The organism is Pseudomonas sp. Q1 (genome assembly GCF_009935975.1).
GTDB classification, from domain to species: Bacteria; Pseudomonadota; Gammaproteobacteria; order Pseudomonadales; family Pseudomonadaceae; genus Aquipseudomonas; species Aquipseudomonas palleroniana.
This window is the reverse complement of sequence record NZ_QODI01000008.1, coordinates 99778-117638: the sequence shown is the minus strand read 5'-3', so window position 1 is coordinate 117638 and position 17861 is coordinate 99778. Positions and strand designations below refer to the sequence as shown.

The 17861-nt window shown below is 63.0% G+C and carries 14 protein-coding genes; 4 read left to right on the top strand and 10 right to left on the bottom strand.

Annotation, left to right across the window (positions count from 1 at the left end):
• Positions 1-30: 30 nt before the first annotated feature.
• On the bottom strand, positions 31-1752 hold the full coding sequence (locus DK870_RS14350; RefSeq protein WP_161548936.1) for a ShlB/FhaC/HecB family hemolysin secretion/activation protein: 1722 nt from the start codon (positions 1750-1752) through the stop codon (positions 31-33).
• A 273-nt stretch (positions 1753-2025) separates the two neighbouring features.
• Here DK870_RS14350 and DK870_RS14345 point away from each other — a divergent pair, with 273 nt between their 5' ends.
• Complete coding sequence (locus tag DK870_RS14345) at positions 2026-3087, top strand: aromatic ring-hydroxylating dioxygenase subunit alpha (RefSeq protein ID WP_161548935.1); 1062 nt, start codon at positions 2026-2028, stop codon at positions 3085-3087.
• Between the two features lie 27 nt (positions 3088-3114).
• Positions 3115-4065 (top strand): PDR/VanB family oxidoreductase, encoded by a 951-nt coding sequence (locus DK870_RS14340; RefSeq protein WP_161548934.1) that lies wholly within the window; start codon positions 3115-3117, stop codon positions 4063-4065.
• A 6-nt stretch (positions 4066-4071) separates the two neighbouring features.
• On the opposite strand, the gene DK870_RS14335 is transcribed toward DK870_RS14340, so the two are convergent.
• From DK870_RS14335 to DK870_RS14315, 5 genes are all read right to left on the bottom strand, one after another.
• Positions 4072-4785, bottom strand: coding sequence for a GntR family transcriptional regulator (locus tag DK870_RS14335; RefSeq protein WP_104993573.1), 714 nt, complete (start codon positions 4783-4785; stop codon positions 4072-4074).
• An 84-nt stretch (positions 4786-4869) separates the two neighbouring features.
• On the bottom strand, positions 4870-6612 hold the full coding sequence (locus DK870_RS14330) for an acyl-CoA dehydrogenase (RefSeq protein WP_161548933.1): 1743 nt from the start codon (positions 6610-6612) through the stop codon (positions 4870-4872).
• A gap of 9 nt (positions 6613-6621) precedes the next feature.
• Positions 6622-8505: a feruloyl-CoA synthase gene (locus DK870_RS14325; protein ID WP_161548932.1), complete on the bottom strand. Its 1884-nt coding sequence runs from the start codon at positions 8503-8505 to the stop codon at positions 6622-6624.
• 62 nt (positions 8506-8567) lie between these two features.
• Positions 8568-10016, bottom strand: a complete 1449-nt coding sequence (locus tag DK870_RS14320) for an aldehyde dehydrogenase (protein WP_161548931.1) — start codon at positions 10014-10016, stop codon at positions 8568-8570.
• 77 nt (positions 10017-10093) lie between these two features.
• Positions 10094-10924 carry a p-hydroxycinnamoyl CoA hydratase/lyase gene (locus DK870_RS14315; RefSeq protein WP_060752846.1) on the bottom strand — a complete coding sequence of 277 codons (831 nt, stop codon included), beginning with the start codon at positions 10922-10924 and terminating at the stop codon, positions 10094-10096.
• A gap of 213 nt (positions 10925-11137) precedes the next feature.
• On the opposite strand from DK870_RS14315, the gene DK870_RS14310 reads away from it, so the two are divergent.
• A complete protein-coding gene (locus DK870_RS14310) occupies positions 11138-11629 on the top strand; it encodes a MarR family winged helix-turn-helix transcriptional regulator (protein WP_104993569.1) in 492 nt (163 codons plus the stop codon).
• A 1-nt stretch (position 11630) separates the two neighbouring features.
• On the opposite strand, the gene DK870_RS14305 is transcribed toward DK870_RS14310, so the two are convergent.
• Complete coding sequence (locus DK870_RS14305) at positions 11631-12947, bottom strand: OprD family porin (protein ID WP_161548930.1); 1317 nt, start codon at positions 12945-12947, stop codon at positions 11631-11633.
• Positions 12948-13252: 305 nt separating this feature from the next.
• Between DK870_RS14305 and mhpT the strand changes: the two genes are divergently transcribed.
• Positions 13253-14485, top strand: coding sequence for a 3-(3-hydroxy-phenyl)propionate transporter MhpT (gene mhpT, locus DK870_RS14300; protein WP_161548929.1), 1233 nt, complete (start codon positions 13253-13255; stop codon positions 14483-14485).
• On the opposite strand, the gene DK870_RS14295 is transcribed toward mhpT, so the two are convergent.
• The 3 genes from DK870_RS14295 to DK870_RS14285 form a co-directional block, all read right to left on the bottom strand.
• The gene (locus DK870_RS14295; RefSeq protein ID WP_104993566.1) at positions 14463-15410 is read right to left on the bottom strand and encodes a transporter; all 948 of its coding nucleotides are present in this window, start codon (positions 15408-15410) and stop codon (positions 14463-14465) included. The two genes, mhpT and DK870_RS14295, sit on opposite strands and share 23 nt — an antisense overlap.
• A gap of 81 nt (positions 15411-15491) precedes the next feature.
• On the bottom strand, positions 15492-16259 hold the full coding sequence (locus DK870_RS14290) for a coniferyl-alcohol dehydrogenase (RefSeq protein WP_161548928.1): 768 nt from the start codon (positions 16257-16259) through the stop codon (positions 15492-15494).
• 44 nt (positions 16260-16303) lie between these two features.
• Positions 16304-17779: a benzaldehyde dehydrogenase gene (locus tag DK870_RS14285; protein WP_090371226.1), complete on the bottom strand. Its 1476-nt coding sequence runs from the start codon at positions 17777-17779 to the stop codon at positions 16304-16306.
• Between the last annotated feature and the right edge of the window lie 82 nt (positions 17780-17861).

The window sequence follows — 17861 nt, the reverse complement described above, 5'->3', positions numbered from 1 at the left end:
ATGTCTCGTTGCCCGAAGGCGGTCAAAAATTTAAAGAAAGAAATCCAGTCGGAAATAGATCGGCGCTTCACGCTCAGTGATAGCGGCCGGTCGTTCCAGAGAGTGGGCAAAGGTCACGCTGGCGGCGACGTTCTTGCCACGGGCAAACAGCTCCAGCGAGTTACTGCTCATCCGCCCATGCTGCTCGGCGTTGTAGCGGTCGCGGCTGATCACGCCCTGGTCGTAACCCAGGCTGGTGCCGTACTCACTGAGCACCGGCTGCAGCCAGGCCCAGGTCACCGGGCGGCTCCAGCGCAGGTCGTTGCGCCAGTAACCGCCACTGTCGCCGGCGAGCATCTGGTCTTTGTAGCCGCGAATCGACGACTGCCCGCCCAGGCTCATGCGTTGTGGGCTGAACAGCACGTCTTCGCTGTGCTGGCCGGTCATCAGGCTGCTGAAGCTCAATGACTCGCCCCACAACTTGAAGGGGTACAGGTAGCTCAGCGTGGCGGTGTATTTGCGGTAACGCGCATCGGCCTGGCCGGGTTTTGGATGATGATTGGCCTGGGCATCGAATGCACCAATGCCGTCCTGCATGCCCAGGTCAATGTTGAGAAATGACTCACCGATACGTCGCCCGTGATTGATGCCGAACTGGGCTTCACTGAGACGGTTGCTGCTCACGGCGAGCTTGCTGTCTTCAATGAAATTGTTCGTGCGCAGGTAGGCCACGCCGGTGCTCAGGGAGGTTTTACTGAGGGCGTCGCGGTGGATCACACGCTCCAGACGCAATTGGTGGTTCTGACTGTCGCCGGTCTGCTTGAACGTGAAATTGTTTGCCTCGGCCCGGGAGCGGTATTCGCTCTCGGTGTAGCTGTAGGTCAGGTTCCACCAGCCGAACGGCAAGCTGTAGTTGAGCATCGAATTGCGCGAGGTTTTCTGGTGGTCGCTGACAGCATCGTGCCCGCCGCGCAACGACAGTTGGTCAGCCAGGCCCAATGGGTTGTCCCAATCCAGGCTCGCGCCCCACTGCTGCTCGCCGGTACTGCGCTGGCCGCCGTTGTGCCGCGACAGGCCCACACGCCAAGGCTTCTGCGGGGTGTTTTTGACCAACACATCGCTACCGCCCACCGCCTTGCCCGGCGCCAGTTCCATCTGCGCCTGGTTCGAGGGCAGACGGTTGAGCTGGTCGACCATCTGCTCGATTTCGCGCAGGTTGAGCAATTCGCCCTGCTTGCCGGGAAAACTCATCGCCAGTTGGCGGTCGGTGATGCCACTGCCTTCAGCGCCCTTCAAGCTTTCCAATTTGCCTTCGACCACCTGGATCTTGAGGTGCCCGCTGGAGAGATCTTGCTGCGGCAGGTAGGCGCGACTGGTCACCAGACCTTTGGCCAGGTAGCGGTCAGTGATGACTTTGAGCACCTCGTTAAGCTGTGGTACGCCGAGGCATTGGTCGATGTAAGGCTTGATCAGGCGGTTGCGTTCGCCTTCGGACAACGCTTCAGCGCCGGAGAGCTCAATGGCTTTGATCGGGAAGCAACGAGTGTCGGCAGGCCCTGTGGGCGTTGTAGGCGTCGCGGATTTACCCGGCAACTCCTTGAGATCCTCAAGCCGCCGCTGCTGCTCTTCGAGCAGGCGGTCCTGACGATCACGAATCAGGTCGGTGATACCTGGGGCAGCCTGCTGTGTGGCGGCTTGCGCCCACCCGCCCGCGCCCAGGCAAAAAAAAGCGGACAGCAGGCTGAGCCTGGTCCGGCGTGCAAAACGCCACATCGATTAGATCCCTCTACATGGCTCAGTGCCACCATTCGGCGGCGATAATAGGGTGGCGATATAGTGGCGTCAATTAAATGTGCATCCCCGCTTCACGGCCACAGATCCCCTGCCCGTCTTTGAGTCCTTTTAAAGAACGGATCATTGGATCCACTGAAACCCAATTGACCGATAATCGCCCAATATATAACCGCATTAGCGTTGACCTATCCAGCCAGCCGCCCATTTAATGGATCCATTAAATAAAAATAACGCGTTGCCTGGAGAGTCGTCATGTACCCCAAGAACACTTGGTACGTCGCTTGCACCCCTGATGAAATTGCGCAAAAGCCTTTGGGCCGACAGATCTGCGCTGAAAAAATGGTGTTTTATCGTGGCCTGGATGGCGCCGTAATGGCGGTCGAGGATTTCTGCCCGCATCGCGGTGCCCCGCTTTCGCTGGGGTATGTCGAGAACGGCAACCTGGTCTGCGGCTATCACGGCCTGGTGATGGGCGGTGATGGCAAGACGGTGGAAATGCCGGGGCAGCGCGTACGCGGGTTTCCCTGCAACAAGACGTTTGCGGCCGTCGAGCGCTACGGTTTCATCTGGGTCTGGCCGGGCGATCAGGCCCTGGCCGATCCCGCGCTGATCCCACATCTGGAATGGGCCGTGAGTGATGAGTGGGCCTATGGCGGCGGGTTGTTCGAGATCCAGTGTGACTACCGCCTGATGATCGACAACCTGATGGACCTGACCCACGAAACCTACGTGCATGCCTCCAGTATCGGCCAGAAGGAAATCGACGAAGCAGCGCCCGTGACCAGCGTGGAAGGCGACGAAGTCATCACCGCCCGGCACATGGAAAACATCCTGGCCCCGCCGTTCTGGCGCATGGCCCTGCGCGGTAACAACCTCGCCGATGATGTGCCCGTGGACCGCTGGCAGATCTGCCGCTTCACCCCGCCCAGCCATGTATTGATCGAAGTTGGCGTGGCCCATGCCGGCAAAGGCGGCTACCACGCGGCCGCCGAGCACAAGGCGGCGAGCATTGTGGTGGACTTCATCACCCCGCAGACCGACACCTCGATCTGGTACTTCTGGGGCATGGCACGCAACTTCAAGCCCGACGATGAGGCATTGACCGCAAGCATCCGCGAAGGTCAGGGCAAGATTTTCAGCGAAGACCTGGAGATGCTCGAGCGCCAGCAACAGAACCTGCTTGCCCACCCGACGCGCAATTTGCTCAAGCTGAATATCGATGCCGGCGGCGTGCAGTCACGCAAAATCCTCGAACGCCTGATTGCCAGGGAACGCACGGTCGAACCTCACCTGATCAACACAACCACTGCCTGAATAACCCCAACGCAGGAAGGACTGAACATGATCGATGTGGTGGTGGTATTGCGTAACAACGAAGCCCAGGACATTTGCAGCTTTGAACTGGCCAGTGTCGATGGCAACCCATTGCCGGCCTTCAGTGCCGGCGCGCACATTGATGTGCACTTGCCGGACGGGCTGATCCGTCAATACTCGCTGTGCAATCACCCTGAAGAACGTCATCGCTACCTGATCGGCGTGCTCAAGGACCCTGCCTCACGAGGCGGTTCGCGCAGCCTGCACGAACAGCTGCAACCAGGCGCCCGCCTGAGCATCAGCGCACCGCGCAACCTGTTCCCGCTGGTGTGCGACGCCCGACGCAGTGTGTTGTTTGCCGGGGGTATTGGTATCACCCCGATCCTGTGCATGGCCGAACACCTCGCCCAGGCAGGTGCCGACTTCGAACTGCATTACTGCGCCCGTGCCAGCGAACGCGCAGCGTTTGTGCAGCGCCTCAAGGCGTCGCCATTTGCCGAGCGAGTGTTCCTGCATTTTGACGAACAGCCCGACACGGCCCTGGATATTGGCCAGGTGCTGGCGGCCCCCGCAGACGACGTCCACCTGTATGTGTGCGGCCCGGGCGGGTTCATGCAGCATGTGCTCGACAGTGCCCGTGCGCTGGGCTGGCAGGACAATTGTCTGCATCGCGAATACTTCTCGGCGGCGCCGGTGGACAGCCGCCTCGATGGGCGGTTTTCGGTGCAAATCGGCAGCTCTGGCAAGGTCTTTGAGATACCGGTCGACCAGAGTGTGGTGCAGGTGCTGGAGAGCCACGGCATCACGATTGCCGTGTCGTGTGAACAGGGGGTGTGCGGCACCTGCCTGACTCGCGTGCTGGACGGCGTACCAGAGCACCGTGATCTGTTCCTCACCGAGCAGGAACAGGCGCTCAATGACCAGTTCACGCCGTGCTGCTCGCGCTCGAAAACCCCAATGCTGGTGCTCGATCTCTGAGGCGTGTCACGAGGCGGGCAAAATCACCTTCATGCGCGCGTCGGCGGTGGCTGAGCTGAAGGTGTCAGCATAGCGCAACGTCGCATTGGCGTGTTCGCGCATCAGCGCTTCGGCCCGTGCGCCCTGGCGATTGACCAGGGCGTCGAACACCGAGTGGTGTTGCATGTGCGCATAGTTGAAGCGGCGGTATTCGCGGACCATGTCCTCGCGGTCCACCGCCAGTGCCGTCACCGAGGCGAATGGCAGGTGGTCATTGCGCGCCAGGGCATCGGCAATCGCCGGGTTATGGCTACCTTCAACGATGACCTGGTGAAAGCGCATGTTCAGATCGTGATAGACCTCAAGGTCGTCCTCGGTGACATACCCCTTGTCGAACAGTTGATCGCCTTCGACCAGGCAGCGCTCAAGCGCCCTGCGCGCGTCATCGGACAAGCCGCGCTCGGCGGCTTGACGCGCCGCCAGGCCCTCAAGCACACCGCGCACTTCGACCGCGCCGGCAATATCGCTGGGGCTGACCGACCGCACCTGATAGCCACGCCCGCCGAACGGCACCAGCAAGCCTTCCTGTTCAAGGGTACGGAATGCCATGCGTACGGGCATGCGCGAAACGCCGAAGCGCTGCGCCGTGGGAATTTCCATCAGGCGCTCACCCGCAGCCAACTCTCCGCTGGCAATCATCTTGCGCAGTGCAATCAGCACCAATTGGCCGGGCTTGCTCATCCAGGCAACTTCCAGAAAACGTGGGTCGCCCCATAGTATCGCAAGTCGTCGGATCGCAAGTCGTCGTGCTGCAAGTCAGTGCAATCAGACGAACGCCATCGCCGCGCGTGCCCCCTCGATTGCGCCCAGATGCTGGGCCAGCCGTGACGGCAGGTAATCGAAAAAGAATCCGGCGCTTTGCAGCTTGGCGTCACGCAACGGATCGCTTTCGGGTAATGCCCTTGAGACCCGCGCAGCCCGTGCCCAGGCGAAGGCCAACAGCGCTACGCCACACAACTGTAGGAAGTCCGGCGCGGCCCGAAACGGGTATTCGCGGTCTTCGCCAGACCGCTCGCGAATGGCGCTCACCGCACCGGCCAAGGCAGCGCAGAGACTGTCCAACGCGTCGGCAAACCCTGCGCACTCAGCATGCTGCCGGCCCTGCCCGGCTTCAGCGCGCAGCTCGGCCAGCAACAAGCCAAACGCCTGGCCCTCATCTCCCAGCACTTTGCGCAGCAGCAGGTCATTGGCCTGGATCTCATTGCTGCCCTCATAAATCATCGCAATGCGACTGTCACGCAGGGTTTGCTCGATACCGAACTCGGTGACATAACCGTAGCCGCCGAAGACCTGCAACGCGTTGCTCGCCTGGCGGAAACCCTGTTCGGTAAAAAACGCCTTGATGATCGGGGTCAGCAACGACGCCAACGCGGCCGCTGCCGGGTCCGCCCCCTGCTCAGCCTGATCGAGCAAGTGCGCGGCCCAGTAACCGATGGCGCGCAGGCCTTCGCTGGTGGTGCGCAACTCGAGCAACACGCGGCGCATGGCTGGGTGATAACGAATGGGGTCAGCGGCTTGCGCGGCCACTGTCGCGGGCCGTGACGGTGCGCGCATTTGCACGCGCTCAGCGGCGTACTGCCAGGCGTGCTGCCAAGCCGCGTCGACGTGCCCCAAGCCTTGCAGGCCGACATGCAGGCGTGCCGAATTCATCATCACGAACATCGCTGCCAAGCCACGATGGGGCTCGCCGATCAACCAGCCCTGGGCGGCGTCGAACACCAGCGAGCAGGTGGCACTGCCCTGGATGCCCATCTTGTGCTCGATGCCCTCACAGCGCACGCCATTGGCCTGGCCATCGTCCAGGCACTTGGGCACCAGGAACAACGAAATACCGCGGCTGCCGGGCGGCGCATCGGGCAGGCGCGCCAACACCAGGTGCAGGATATTGGCGGTGAAGTCGTGCTCACCGCCGGAAATAAACAGTTTGCTGCCGTTCAGGCGATAGCTGCCATCCCCCTGGGGTTCGGCGCGACAGCGCAGCAAACCGACGTCGCTGCCGGCCTGCGGCTCGGTCAGGCACATGGTCGGCAAGCTATGGCCGCTGATGATCTCGGGCAGATAACGCGCCTGCAACCACGGCGCCGCATGGGTCTTGAGGCACAGGTAGGCGCCGTGGGCAATGCCGGTGTACATGGCCCAGGCGTGGTTGCTGGCATAGAGCATCTCTTGCACGGCGGCGTCGAGCACCTGCGGCAAGCCCTGCCCGCCCAGCGCCTCAGCACAGGCCAGCGCCGGCCAGCCGCCGTCGACATAGGCTTGATACGCCTGGGCAAAGCCGTCCGGGGTGCTCACCTGGCCCGTCTGCCAGCGGCAGCCCTGACGATCACCCAGGGCGTTCAAAGGCGCCAGCACGTCCTGGCTGAAGCGCGCGGCCTCCTCCAGCACTTGCAGCGCCAGCGGCAGGTCCAACGCCTCGAACCTCGGGTTGCGGCGCCACGCATCAGGCGCCTGCAGCCAATGCTCGAGCACAAATTGCATATCGCGCAGGGGCGCCTCATAGCGGGGCATCGGCGGACCTCATCGTGTGTGCCCTGCACGCAGCAGCGTGGGGTCTTCACCGCGATACAGCGCCTCGACTTTCGCCGCACGCCACTGCAATACCGCACGCTGGTTGATCGAACCCTTGTCGGTAATTTCACCGCGGTCGATGGACGCCGGCTCGTCGAGCAGCGCAATCCACTCCAGGCGACTGGCATTGCCGGTGGCCTCGCGATTGAGTCGCTGCAACCAGTCGGCGAACCACTGGCGCACCGGCGCACTGGCCAACACTTCAGTGTCGCTGGCCTCGGCGCTCAGGCCCGCCAGCCTGCGGCATTCGTAGAGCCTGGCGAACACCAGGGCACCCAGGCACTCACGGTCCGGTGCGGCAATCACCACATCCTGCACATAGGGCGAGCCTTCAAGCACGGCGCGATTGCGCAGCGGGCCGACGCTGACAAATACCCCGGAAGACAGCTTGAAGTCTTCGGCGATCCGCCCGTCGAACATCAACCCCCATTGCGGTTGCCGGGGGTCAGCGAGCTTGAGCGCATCCCCGGAACAGTAATAACCCTGCTCATCGAACGCCTCGGCGGTTTGCTCCGGCGCCCGCCAGTACCCGGGCATGATGTGCGGCCCGCGAAAGCGCCCTTCGAACTTACCGTCCACCGGCACCAGCCGCACCTCGCAACCCGGGGCGGGCAAGCCGATGTAACCGGCCATCGACAACGGCCCGGTGGTGAAGGTGCAGGATGGCGCGGCTTCGGTCATGCCCAGCCCCGCCATCATGCGGATGCGCTCGCCGCAGTGCCGCTCGGCCACCCGGTCAAGCCGATCCCAGACACTTTGCGACAGGCCGGCGGCAGCGAAGAAGAACAGCTTCATGCGGGCAAAAAAGCACTCGCGCAACTCGGCGTCCTGTTCCAGCGCATTGACCAGTTCTTCCCAGCCCTTGGGCACCGTCAGGTACGCCGTGGGTGAGATCTCCTTGAGGTTGCGCAGGGTCTGGGCGAAGCCTTGGGCCGTGGGTTTGCCGTCGTCCAGGTAAAAGGTGCCGCCGTTGTAAAGCACGATGCCCACGTTGTGGCTGCCGCCAAAAGTGTGGTTCCACGGCAGCCAGTCCACCAGCACCGGCGGCTCCTCGCCAAACACCGGAAACGTCTGCAACAACATTTGCTGATTGGCGCACAGCATGCGCTGGGTGGTGATCACCGCCTTGGGCAACTTGGTCGAGCCCGAGGTGAAGAGGAATTTGGCGATGGTGTCGGGGCCGGTGGCGTTGAACGCCGCCTCGGCCTCGGCACCGCCGGGTGTTTGCAGCAGGCGCGCAAAGCTGACGTGGGTACGCCCCGGCACCTCGCCGCGCACACTGATCAGCGGTGTGTCGGCCGGCACTACCGCATCGATAGCTCGCTGATACGCCGGCGCATCGCTGACAAACACCAGCCCCGGTTGCAGCAGGTCGCATACATGCCGCAGCTTGGCGAAATCCTGAGACAACAATGAGTACGCCGGCGAAATCGGGCAGTAGGGAATGCCGGCGTACATCGCGCCAAGGGCGATCTGCAAATGTTCGATATCGTTGCCCGACAGCAGCGCCAAGGGCTTGTGCGCCGACAGCCCGAAGCCCAACAGGCTCTGGGCGATGGCTCGCACGCTGTCGAACATCTGCCCATAGCTGACTCGGCGCCATTCACCGTCGGCCTGGCGCGCGGCGATAAACGTCTGCTCAGGCCGTACCTCGGCCCAATGCACCAGACGATCCAGCAAGCGCCTCGGCAGCTCGGCCAATGGCTCCAGGGAACGCATATGCAGCACGCCCTGTTCTTCAGTGACCTCGACCGGCGCATGGCCGATGGACACCGCGCGGTACTGCGGCGGGTGCGGCTCGGACTGAGGTTGCGGTCTGAATTCGGAACTCACAAGGATGCCCTCCATCAAGGCGGATCAAACGCCCGCCTTTATTGTTATGTCGCGCAACGGACTCAGATCGGGTAGTGCCGTGGCCCGTTCTGCAACGTCACCCAGCGCAATTGCGTGAAGTGTTCGATGGAGGCTTTGCCGCCAAAGCTGCCATAACCGCTGGACTTGACGCCGCCAAAAGGCATCTGCGCCTCGTCATGCACCGTCGGGCCGTTGATATGGCAAATGCCGGATTCCACCCGTTGCGCAAGCGCCAGGGCGCGTCCGGTGTCGCGGCTGAAGATGGCCGCCGACAAACCGAACTCGGAATCGTTGGCCAGGCGCAGCAGCGCTTCGTCACCGTCAGCGCGCAGCAATACCGCCACCGGGCCGAAGGACTCTTCGCGGTAGAGCCGCATGTGTTCGGAGACACCCTCGATCAGGGTCGGCTGCAGGATGCTGCCGTCCAATTGCCCGCCGGCCACCAGGCGTGCGCCCTGGCTCAGGGCATCATCGATCAGCGCCTTGATGCGCGTGCCGGCGCCGGCATCCACCAGCGAACCCAGCACCGAATCCGGCGCGGCAGGGTCACCGGCGCGCAGGGTTGCGAGCTTGGCCGCCAGCTTGGCGGTAAAGGCATCGGCGACCTTGGCATCGACAATCAGGCGTTCGGTGGACATGCAGATCTGCCCCTGATTGAAATACGCGCCGAAGGCCGCGGCCGCTACCGCAGCGTCCAGGTCGGCGTCATCGAGCACCAGCAACGGCGCCTTGCCGCCCAGTTCCAGCAGCGCCGGCTTGAGATGGCGAGCGCAGAGTTCGCCGACAATCCGCCCGACATGGGTCGAACCGGTGAAATTGACTCGCCGCACCGCCGGGTTGGCGATCAGCCGCTCGACAATCGCGGCCGCATCTGCCGGCGCATTGCTGATGACATTGACCACGCCATCGCCCAGGCCGGCGTCCTGCAACACCTGGCCGATCAGCCGGTGTACCGCCGGGCTTAACTCGGAAGCCTTGAGCACCACGCTGTTGCCGCACGCCAACGGCATGGCAATGGCACGGGTGGCCAGTATCACCGGAGCATTCCAGGGCGCGATACCCAGCACCACGCCGCACGGTTGGCGCAGGGCCATGGCAAAGCTGCCAGGCACATCGGAGGGGATGACTTCGCCGGTGATCTGGGTGGTCATCGACGCGGCTTCGCGCAGGATGTTGGCCGCCAGGCGCACGTTAAAGCCATACCAGTTAGCCATGGCGCCGGTCTCACCGGCCGCGGCGATAAATTCAGCGCTACGCGCCTGCAATTGCTCGGCGGCCTTGAGCAGGCGGGTGCGACGTTCGTTGGGCGCCAGCGCGGCCCAGACGGGAAACGCGGCCTGGGCCGCCGCCACGGCGGCGTCGGCATCTTCCAGGGTGGCGGCGGCCACCCGCGAAACCACAGCACCGGTCACCGGGTTGCAACGCTCGAAGGTTCGACCGTCGCGGGCGGGGCACGACTGGCCGCCAATCAATAGGGGCACGTCCAGCATGGTGATTCCTCTTTATTATCTTTATCGGGAATACGTTCAAGCAGGGTGACGACAATGCGGCCCGCAGGCCGCACACCTCAGCGTTTATACGCCTGCAGGCCCGGCTTGATGCTCTTGTCGTCGAGGAATTGCTTCATGCCCTGCTCGCGTCCGCCTTCGGTGTCGAGCAAGCGTGACTGATCGAGCTTGGCGTAGAGGTAATCTTCGTTCTGCTCCCAGGTCAGTTCGCGGCAACGCTTGAAACCATGCTTGGCCGCGCGCAGCACCACCGGGTTTTTCTCCAACAGGTTGCGCGCCAGTTCAATGGTGACTTCGCGCAGTTGCGCCAGCGGCACGCTCTCGTTGACCAGGCCCATTTCAGCGGCTTTCTGCCCGCCGAAGGTCTTGCCGGTCATGATGTAGTACAGCGATTGACGATGGCCCACGGTGTCGGCCATGGCCTTGCTGACCAGGTTGCCCGGTGGGATGCCCCAGTTGATTTCCGAGAGACCGAAGGTCGCTTCATCGGCGCAGATAGCCAGATCGCAGGCCACCAGCGGGCTGAAGCCACCGCCGAAGCACCAGCCGTTGACCATGGCGATGGTCGGTTTGGCGTACATGCGCAGCAGCTTCCATTGCCATTGCGAGGCTTCACGGCGGATTTTTTCCTGGAGGATTTCCGGGCCGGCATCCACTTCGCGAAAGTATTCCTTGAGGTCCATGCCTGCGGTCCAGGCTTCACCGGCGCCCGTCAGCACCAGCACACCGGCGGCCGGGTCCTGCTCCAGGGTTTCCAGCACGTCGATCATTTCCCGGTTGAGGGTCGGGCTCATCGCGTTGCGTTTTTCCGGGCGATTGAGAATGACCCAGGCGATGCCTTGCTCGATCTCAACCTTGACAGTGGTCCAACGGCCTTCGTAATTGCTCATGGCGGTATGCTCTTGTTCTGGTGTGAAGATGGATTCGAAATTAAACCGCAAATATGGTTATGTCAATTAACTATTAATTTTAATAACCAATATTTCTCAAGGTGTGACCAGCGTTTTTTCCTACGACTTGAAAAGCTGTCGTAGCCAGGGCGCGTCAACCCCGGCAAACTAGATAGCCTTCTTAACCTCCATTTCCTGAGGATTGCACTGCCAATGGCCAAGCCCTCCACCCTCGCCGCCGCCCGCCAGGCCCCGCCCGACAACGACGAGGCACGGCCGCCGCTGGATTCAGCCCTGGACGATCTGATCGGTTATGCCATGCGCCGCGCCCAGCTCAAGCTGTTTCAGAACCTGATCGGCCGGCTGTCCGAGCATGACCTGCGCCCCGCCCAGTTCTCGGCCCTGGCGATCATCGAGCAGAACCCCGGGCTGATGCAGGCCGACCTGGCACGCGCCCTGGCCATCGAGCCACCGCAGGTGGTGCCCTTGCTGAACAAGCTGGAAAGCCGCGCCCTGGCCGTGCGCGTGCGCTGCAAACCGGACAAGCGCTCCTATGGGATTTTCTTGAGCAAGCCTGGCGAAGTCCTGCTCAAGGAACTCAAGGACATCGCCGCCCAGAGCGACCTGGACGCCACCGCCGCCCTCGACGCCGAAGAGCGGGCAGAGTTGCTGCGCCTGCTCAAGAAGGTGTACCAGGACGGCTGACCTACCAGAGCGCCACGGTGTAGAGCACCAGGAAGCGTGTCTGGTTTTCATCGCGAAACGCGGCGCCACCGGGGAAGTCGTTGCGGTAGATCGACTTGCGCGCCATCAGCCCGACGTTCTTCAACGGGCCACTCTGGATCACGTAGCCCAGTTCCATCTGGAACTCACGCTCCTTGCGGTCCTGGGCGTTGAAGGCCGTCAATTCGATATTGTCGCCACGCACATACCGCAACCGGCTCTTCAGGCCCGGCAAGCCTGAGGCCGCGAAGTCATAGTCGTAGATCGCCTGCCAGGTGCGCTCCTTGGCGTTGAGAAAGTCCGAACTCATGGTCAGTTCGCTCATGCCCATCAGCTCGGTCCCCGAGATATAGGGCGTGGCCGTGTCGCCGCTGGCGTGCATGTAGCCCAAGCTGAAACGATGCCCGCCGAGGCGATAGCCGAACAGCGCCGAGAGGTTGCGGTTGTCCACCTTACCGGCCTTGGCGCTGCCGTCTTCGCGGCTGAAAAAACTGCGCAGGTCGCTGGTCAGTACCCCGTCGCCCACTGGCAGGTTATGCAGCAGCGCGAAGGTGTCCTGCTGGTAGAGGTCCGCCACTTGCGCGTGATAAATCCGCAGGCTGAGGTCTTTATTGACCTGGTAATCACCGCCCAGATAGGCCAGGTGCGAGGTGGTTGCGGTGGCGTTGAACCGACGGTTGGGCGAGGCGATCGTCATGGCCTGGTAGTCGGTGGAATCGCGCTTGTTGATACGGTCGATGTAGCCGGTATTCAGGGTCAGCCCGTCGATATCCTTGGAACTCAAGGTCGTGCCGCGAAAGGTCTGCGGCAGCAGGCGCGACGGGCTGGCAAAGGCGAATGGCAGAAAGATCGACACGTCGCCGGCCTTCACCGTGGTTTGGGCAAACCGCAACTTGGCGGTCGGCGCCAGCCGCGAATATTCATCGGCGGCACGCTTGTCGCTGGCCGATACCGGTAATAACTCAGTGCCGCTGCGGTCTGGCGAAGAGTCGAGCTTGACCCCCATCAGCCCGCGCATATCCAGGCCAAAGCCCACGATACCTGGGGTGTACCCCGATTCCAGGTTGAGGATAAACGCCTGCGCCCATTCGCGAGCGGCGGTCTTGGCGCCGTCGTCCTTGTAGTCACGGTCCAGGTAGTAGTTGCGTAGCGTCAGGGTGGCATGACTGTCGTCGATAAACCCCGCCGCCCACGACGAGGTGGGCAGAACACTCAACAGCAGCAGCGCACTGATCAGGCGTGGCGTGCGGTTCGACACACGGCAGGCCGCCGCGACAGCGCCCGTGGGGAGTTTTTGCATGTTCGATGTCCATTTTTTGTTGTTGTTTTTGGGGTGACACGCGCTCGGCCAACCGGCTTCGCCAACAGAGAATGGAAACAGCTGGCAGCACTCGTCAACCGCGACTGACCGATAATCGAACGTTAATAAAACTATCTAATTTCATTCTCCCCACGCGTTCTCAGCGCAAACGATTGAGATAGAGGGCTTGCTTGTCGATACCCGTGGCAAGCTCGCCGTCGTAGTTTTTTTAGTTATATTTGTTATCTTGATTACCAGCAGCCTACCGGCTCGCACCACAACAAAAACAACAATGAGGTTTGCCCATGGACAGTCCATCGCGTCGTTCGACGCTGACTATCGCGTTGTGCTTTATCGTTGCGCTGATCGAGGGTTTCGATCTGCAGGCCGCCGGCACCGCTGCCGCCGGGTTGCGGCAGAGTTTTGCGCTGGACCCGAAAATGCTCGGCTGGGTCTTCAGCGTCGGCATCATTGGCTTGCTGCCGGGGGCGTTCTTCGGTGGCTGGGTCGCCGACCGCATCGGCCGCAAGAAAATCCTGGTCAGTGCCGTACTGCTGTTCGGGCTGTTTTCCCTGAGTACTGCGTTTGTCGAAAGCTATTGGAGCCTGTTGCTGGTGCGCTTTCTTACCGGCCTGGGCCTGGGCGCCGCGCTGCCCAACCTGATCGCGCTGTGTGCCGAGGCGGTCAGCGAAGGCAAGCGTGGCACTGCGATCAGCGTCATGTACTGCGGCGTGCCACTGGGCGGCGCACTGGCCGCCGTGGTCGCGATGTTTTCCAGTGAACACTGGCAAACCACGTTTATCATCGGTGGCCTGGCGCCCTTGCTGGCCGCGCCGCTGATGATCTGGCTGCTGCCTGAATCCAATGCCTTTCGCCAACAGTCCGGGCAAGCCCGCAGCCTGCGCCCCTCCACCGGCGAGGCACTGTTCGGCGAAGGGCGCGCACGCACGACCCTGGCGTTATGGCTCAGTTACTTCTTCACCCTGACCGTGATGTACATGCTGCTCAACTGGCTGCCTTCGTTGCTGATGGAACAGGGCTTCAGCAAACCCCAGGCGGGCTTGGTGCAGATGCTCTTCAATATCGGCGGCGCCCTCGGCTCGTTGCTGGGCGGGGTGCTGCTGGACCGCTGCAACGCGCTGAAAGTGGTGCTGTGCGTGTACACCGGGTTGCTCGCCGCACTGGCCGGGGTCGGCCTGTCGGTGGGGATTGTGCCCATGGCCATTGCCGGCTTTGCCGCCGGGTTGTTCGTGATGGCCGCCCAATTGGTGCTGTATGCCAGCGCCCCACCCGCCTACCCCACCGCCGTGCGTGCGACCGGCGTGGGGGCGGCCGTGGCCATCGGCCGGCTGGGCTCGGTGGCCGGGCCGCTGGCGGCCGGGCAACTCCTCGCGGCAGGCGCCGGCACTCCCGGCGTGCTGTTGGCGACGTCCCCCGGCGTGGTGATCGCCGCACTCACCATCATCAGCGTGATGCTACGTGCGGCGCCACCGGGCCTGCCTGGCACCCCCGCCGCTAAAACCGGTGCAGCCAGTTAAACACCAGCTTGTTGCCCTGGGTGCGGTTTTGCGCCTGTTGCTCGAAGTACGCGTTCACCGACAGGATATTTTCCTTGTTGAACGCGTACATCATGCCCGGGCCGATGGCCCAGACCTTTTCTCGACGCCCACTCACCGCATGCCCATCCACCTTGGTGTCGGTGATCTGCTTCAACCAGTAGCCATTCAAGCCCAGGCTCAATTGCGCGTCGATGGCGTACTGCAGCGTCAGGTTGGCATGCAGTGCCTGCCCGGCCTGGGTGCTGGAGGCATCTCCAAAGCCTGCCTGCGGCTGATCATTCTTGCCATTCCACAGGTACATGAAACGCCCACTCGCCGACCACTTGGGGCTGAACCAGTATGTCGCCGCGTAGTAGGGGTTGAATGACCAGAAATGGCTGCCGGGGTTGATCGAGCGATTGCGGTCGTAAGCGCCCACCGGCACCGTCACATCCGCCTCGACCCGCTGGGTCAACCACGGGCTGCCATCGGCTCGGGTCACTGTCGGCAGTTGCAGGAACGCGCCCAGCGTGACATCGCCAAACCCGGCCCGGGAACTGAGTGCCGCGTTGTTCAAGCCATCCTCCACCGACACATGGGCCAGGGAGGTATTGATCAGGGTAAATCCTGGCATCGCGCCATTGGCCAGGGGCTGGCCGACGTAGATGATCTGCGTGGTGGGCGCCACCACTTCCAGGTCCTGCCGGGGCAACGCGAGCTTGTTGCCATGGGCATCATTGAAGCGGCTCGCACGCGAGTACGTGAGGTATTCCTCCAGGTACCAACCAGGTCCGGCAGGCGCGGGTGAGCCGTCATAGAAGCTGGTGGTCCCAAGGTTCAGGCCGGGTAAGTCGTAAGCATGAGCGGTCGCTGACAACGCGACCCATGTCACGGCCGCAACCGGCCGCAAGATAGGCTTGAGCATCTTGTATGTCCTGTATTTTTGTTGTTGTTCAAGACCCCCGGCACGGCGCTGCCGCACCGGGGTGCAACGCTGTGGCAATGCCTAAAGGTAAGTGGCGGCCAACCCGCCATCCACCGGCAGATTGACCCCGTTGACCCAACGCGCCGCGTCCGAGCAAAGGAACGCGATCACTGAGGCCACCTCATCAGCCAAGGCCGGGCGGGTCATGCGCTGGCTGTCCTCGGCCACCCGCTCTGGCCCGAGCATGCTGACGAAATCCCCCAGAATCGGGGTGAACACCGGCCCTGGCGCGACACAGTTGATACGCACCGCGTGATCGCGAAACCAGGCTTGGGATTGCTGTGCGCTCCAGACGATCAGCGCTTCCTTGAAGTACTGATAGCAGCTGCCCTGCTCCACCGGATTGGCCGCCAGCCACTGCTGCCCGGCCCTGAAGCTCTCAGTCGCGGCCAGCGCTTTGTGCAGCGCCAAGCGCTGCGGCCACTGCGCGCCGAGCACCGAGGCGACGTTGACGATGCTGCCGCCCGCCGGCATGCGTGGCAGCAGCGCTTGGGTGAGATGGCGCAACCCCAGGTAGTTGACCTCCGCCACCGTTTGCACCGGCGCCGTACCGGGCACACCGGCAATATTGCACAGCGCGTCAACCCGCGTCGGCAAGCGCGCCACCAGCGCGTCGATGCTCGCGGGATCGCTCAGGTCAGCCTGGAAAAATCCAGCCAGCGTCAATTGGGGTTCATGGCGATCGACGCCCAGTACCGTGGCGCCCTGGAAGCGCGCCAATCGCGCCACTTCCGCTCCAATGCCCGACGCGACGCCGGTGACGATCAAGGTTTTGTTGTACAGGTGCATGTTCAAGCCCTCTTATTGTTGTTTAGGCAGGTGCGAGCCAAGGCTCAGAAGGGATAGGCCGGCGGCGTGTTTTTCACCGTGACCCATTGCCATTGGCTGTATTCGTCCCAGTCAGCCGGCCCGCCAACGCTGCCGCCATTGCCCGATGCGCCGCGCCCACCGAAAGGGTTGATGCACTCATCCGCCACGGTCTGGTCGTTGATATGCAGCAGGCCGCAGTCCAGCCGCTCGCCGATGGCCATGGCGCGCCCCACCGAGGGCGAGAGGATGGCCGCCGAAAGCCCGTACTCGGTGCGGTTGGCCAGCTCGATGGCCTCCTCATCCGTGGCAAAGCTGACCACCGTCGCCACCGGGCCGAAAATTTCGTCTTCAAAGGCGCGCATACCCGGCCGTACGCCACTGAGCACCGTGGGTTGGTAAAACAGCTGGTCATAATCGCCGCCCGCCTCCAGCTTTGCGCCCGCCTGCAGGCTGTCGTTGACGATCTCGCGCACGCGCTGCAATTGGCGCAGGTTGATCAAGGGGCCGAGCGCTGCTTCACCGCGCGCAGCGTTGCCCACGGTCAGCGCACGGGCCTTGTCCACCAACTTGCGCGTCAGGCTGGCGGCGATGGACTCATGCACCAGCACCAACCCGGTCGCCATGCAGATTTGCCCCTGGTGCAGCCATGCTCCCCAGGCGGCGTTGCTGGCGGCCAGGTCGAGGTCGGCGTCTTCGAGAATGATCAACGGGTTCTTGCCGCCCAGTTCCAGCGCGACTTTTTTCAGGTGCCGGCCAGCCACCTCGGCGACTTTGCGCCCCGCTGCCGTGGAGCCGGTAAACGCGATCATCCGCACGTTGGGGTCGCGGCACAGCGCCTCACCTGCCGCTGCGGCGCCGGGCAACACATGCAGCAAACCCTTGGGCAAGCCCGCTTCTTCGAACAGCCGGGCGATCAGAAAACCACCGCTGACCGGGGTCTGCGGATCGGGCTTGAGCACCACCGCATTGCCCGCCGCCAGGGCCGGTGCCACCGAACGCAGCGACAGCACCAAAGGAAAGTTGAACGGGGAAATCACCCCGACCACGCCATGGGGCTGGCGCCGAGCATAGGACAAGCGCCCCGCCGCGCTGGGCAGTACCACGCCGTGGGGTTGGGACAGCAAGCCCGCCGCCTGATGCAGCAGCACGATCGCTTCGCGCACTTCGTGCTCGCCCTTGAACAGCGCGGCGCCGGTTTCCCGGGCGACATACAGCGCCAGTTCGGCGAATGACTGTCGGGCCACCTCGGCCGCCTTGCGAAACACCTCGGCGCGCTCCCGTGGGCCGAGCGCGGCCCATGCCGGCTGGGCCAGGGCCGCGCTGCGGCTGGCCACGGCGATGTCGGCCGGGCTGGCCATGGCGCAGTTCATCAGCGGTTCGCCGGTGGCAGGTTCGATCACGGGGATCACGGCTCCCGAAGCGGGCTCCCAATCGCCGTTGAACAGGCATTCGGACTCGATGGCCCGTTGTAACAGGTGGGTGGTTTCAGACACTGACATGGCAACTCCCGGTTCTTGTAATTGTCATCGCCTGCACGGGTGCAGACGCCGCATCAAGCCTTGAGCAAAGGCTGTGCCGCTT

Excerpts from the sequence above, each read along its gene's own strand:
- DK870_RS14295 (WP_104993566.1), bottom strand. The coding sequence starts at position 15,410 with ATGCTCAAGCCTATCTTGCGGCCGGTTGCGGCCGTGACATGGGTCGCG.
- DK870_RS14350 (WP_161548936.1), bottom strand. The coding sequence starts at position 1,752 with ATGTGGCGTTTTGCACGCCGGACCAGGCTCAGCCTGCTGTCCGCTTTT.
- DK870_RS14345 (WP_161548935.1), top strand. The coding sequence starts at position 2,026 with ATGTACCCCAAGAACACTTGGTACGTCGCTTGCACCCCTGATGAAATT.
- DK870_RS14310 (WP_104993569.1), top strand. The coding sequence starts at position 11,138 with ATGGCCAAGCCCTCCACCCTCGCCGCCGCCCGCCAGGCCCCGCCCGAC.
- DK870_RS14285 (WP_090371226.1), bottom strand. The coding sequence starts at position 17,779 with ATGTCAGTGTCTGAAACCACCCACCTGTTACAACGGGCCATCGAGTCC.
- DK870_RS14320 (WP_161548931.1), bottom strand. The coding sequence starts at position 10,016 with ATGCTGGACGTGCCCCTATTGATTGGCGGCCAGTCGTGCCCCGCCCGC.
- mhpT (WP_161548929.1), top strand. The coding sequence starts at position 13,253 with ATGGACAGTCCATCGCGTCGTTCGACGCTGACTATCGCGTTGTGCTTT.
- DK870_RS14335 (WP_104993573.1), bottom strand. The coding sequence starts at position 4,785 with ATGAGCAAGCCCGGCCAATTGGTGCTGATTGCACTGCGCAAGATGATT.
- DK870_RS14290 (WP_161548928.1), bottom strand. The coding sequence starts at position 16,259 with ATGCACCTGTACAACAAAACCTTGATCGTCACCGGCGTCGCGTCGGGC.
- DK870_RS14305 (WP_161548930.1), bottom strand. The coding sequence starts at position 12,947 with ATGCAAAAACTCCCCACGGGCGCTGTCGCGGCGGCCTGCCGTGTGTCG.
- DK870_RS14330 (WP_161548933.1), bottom strand. The coding sequence starts at position 6,612 with ATGCCCCGCTATGAGGCGCCCCTGCGCGATATGCAATTTGTGCTCGAG.
- DK870_RS14315 (WP_060752846.1), bottom strand. The coding sequence starts at position 10,924 with ATGAGCAATTACGAAGGCCGTTGGACCACTGTCAAGGTTGAGATCGAG.
- DK870_RS14340 (WP_161548934.1), top strand. The coding sequence starts at position 3,115 with ATGATCGATGTGGTGGTGGTATTGCGTAACAACGAAGCCCAGGACATT.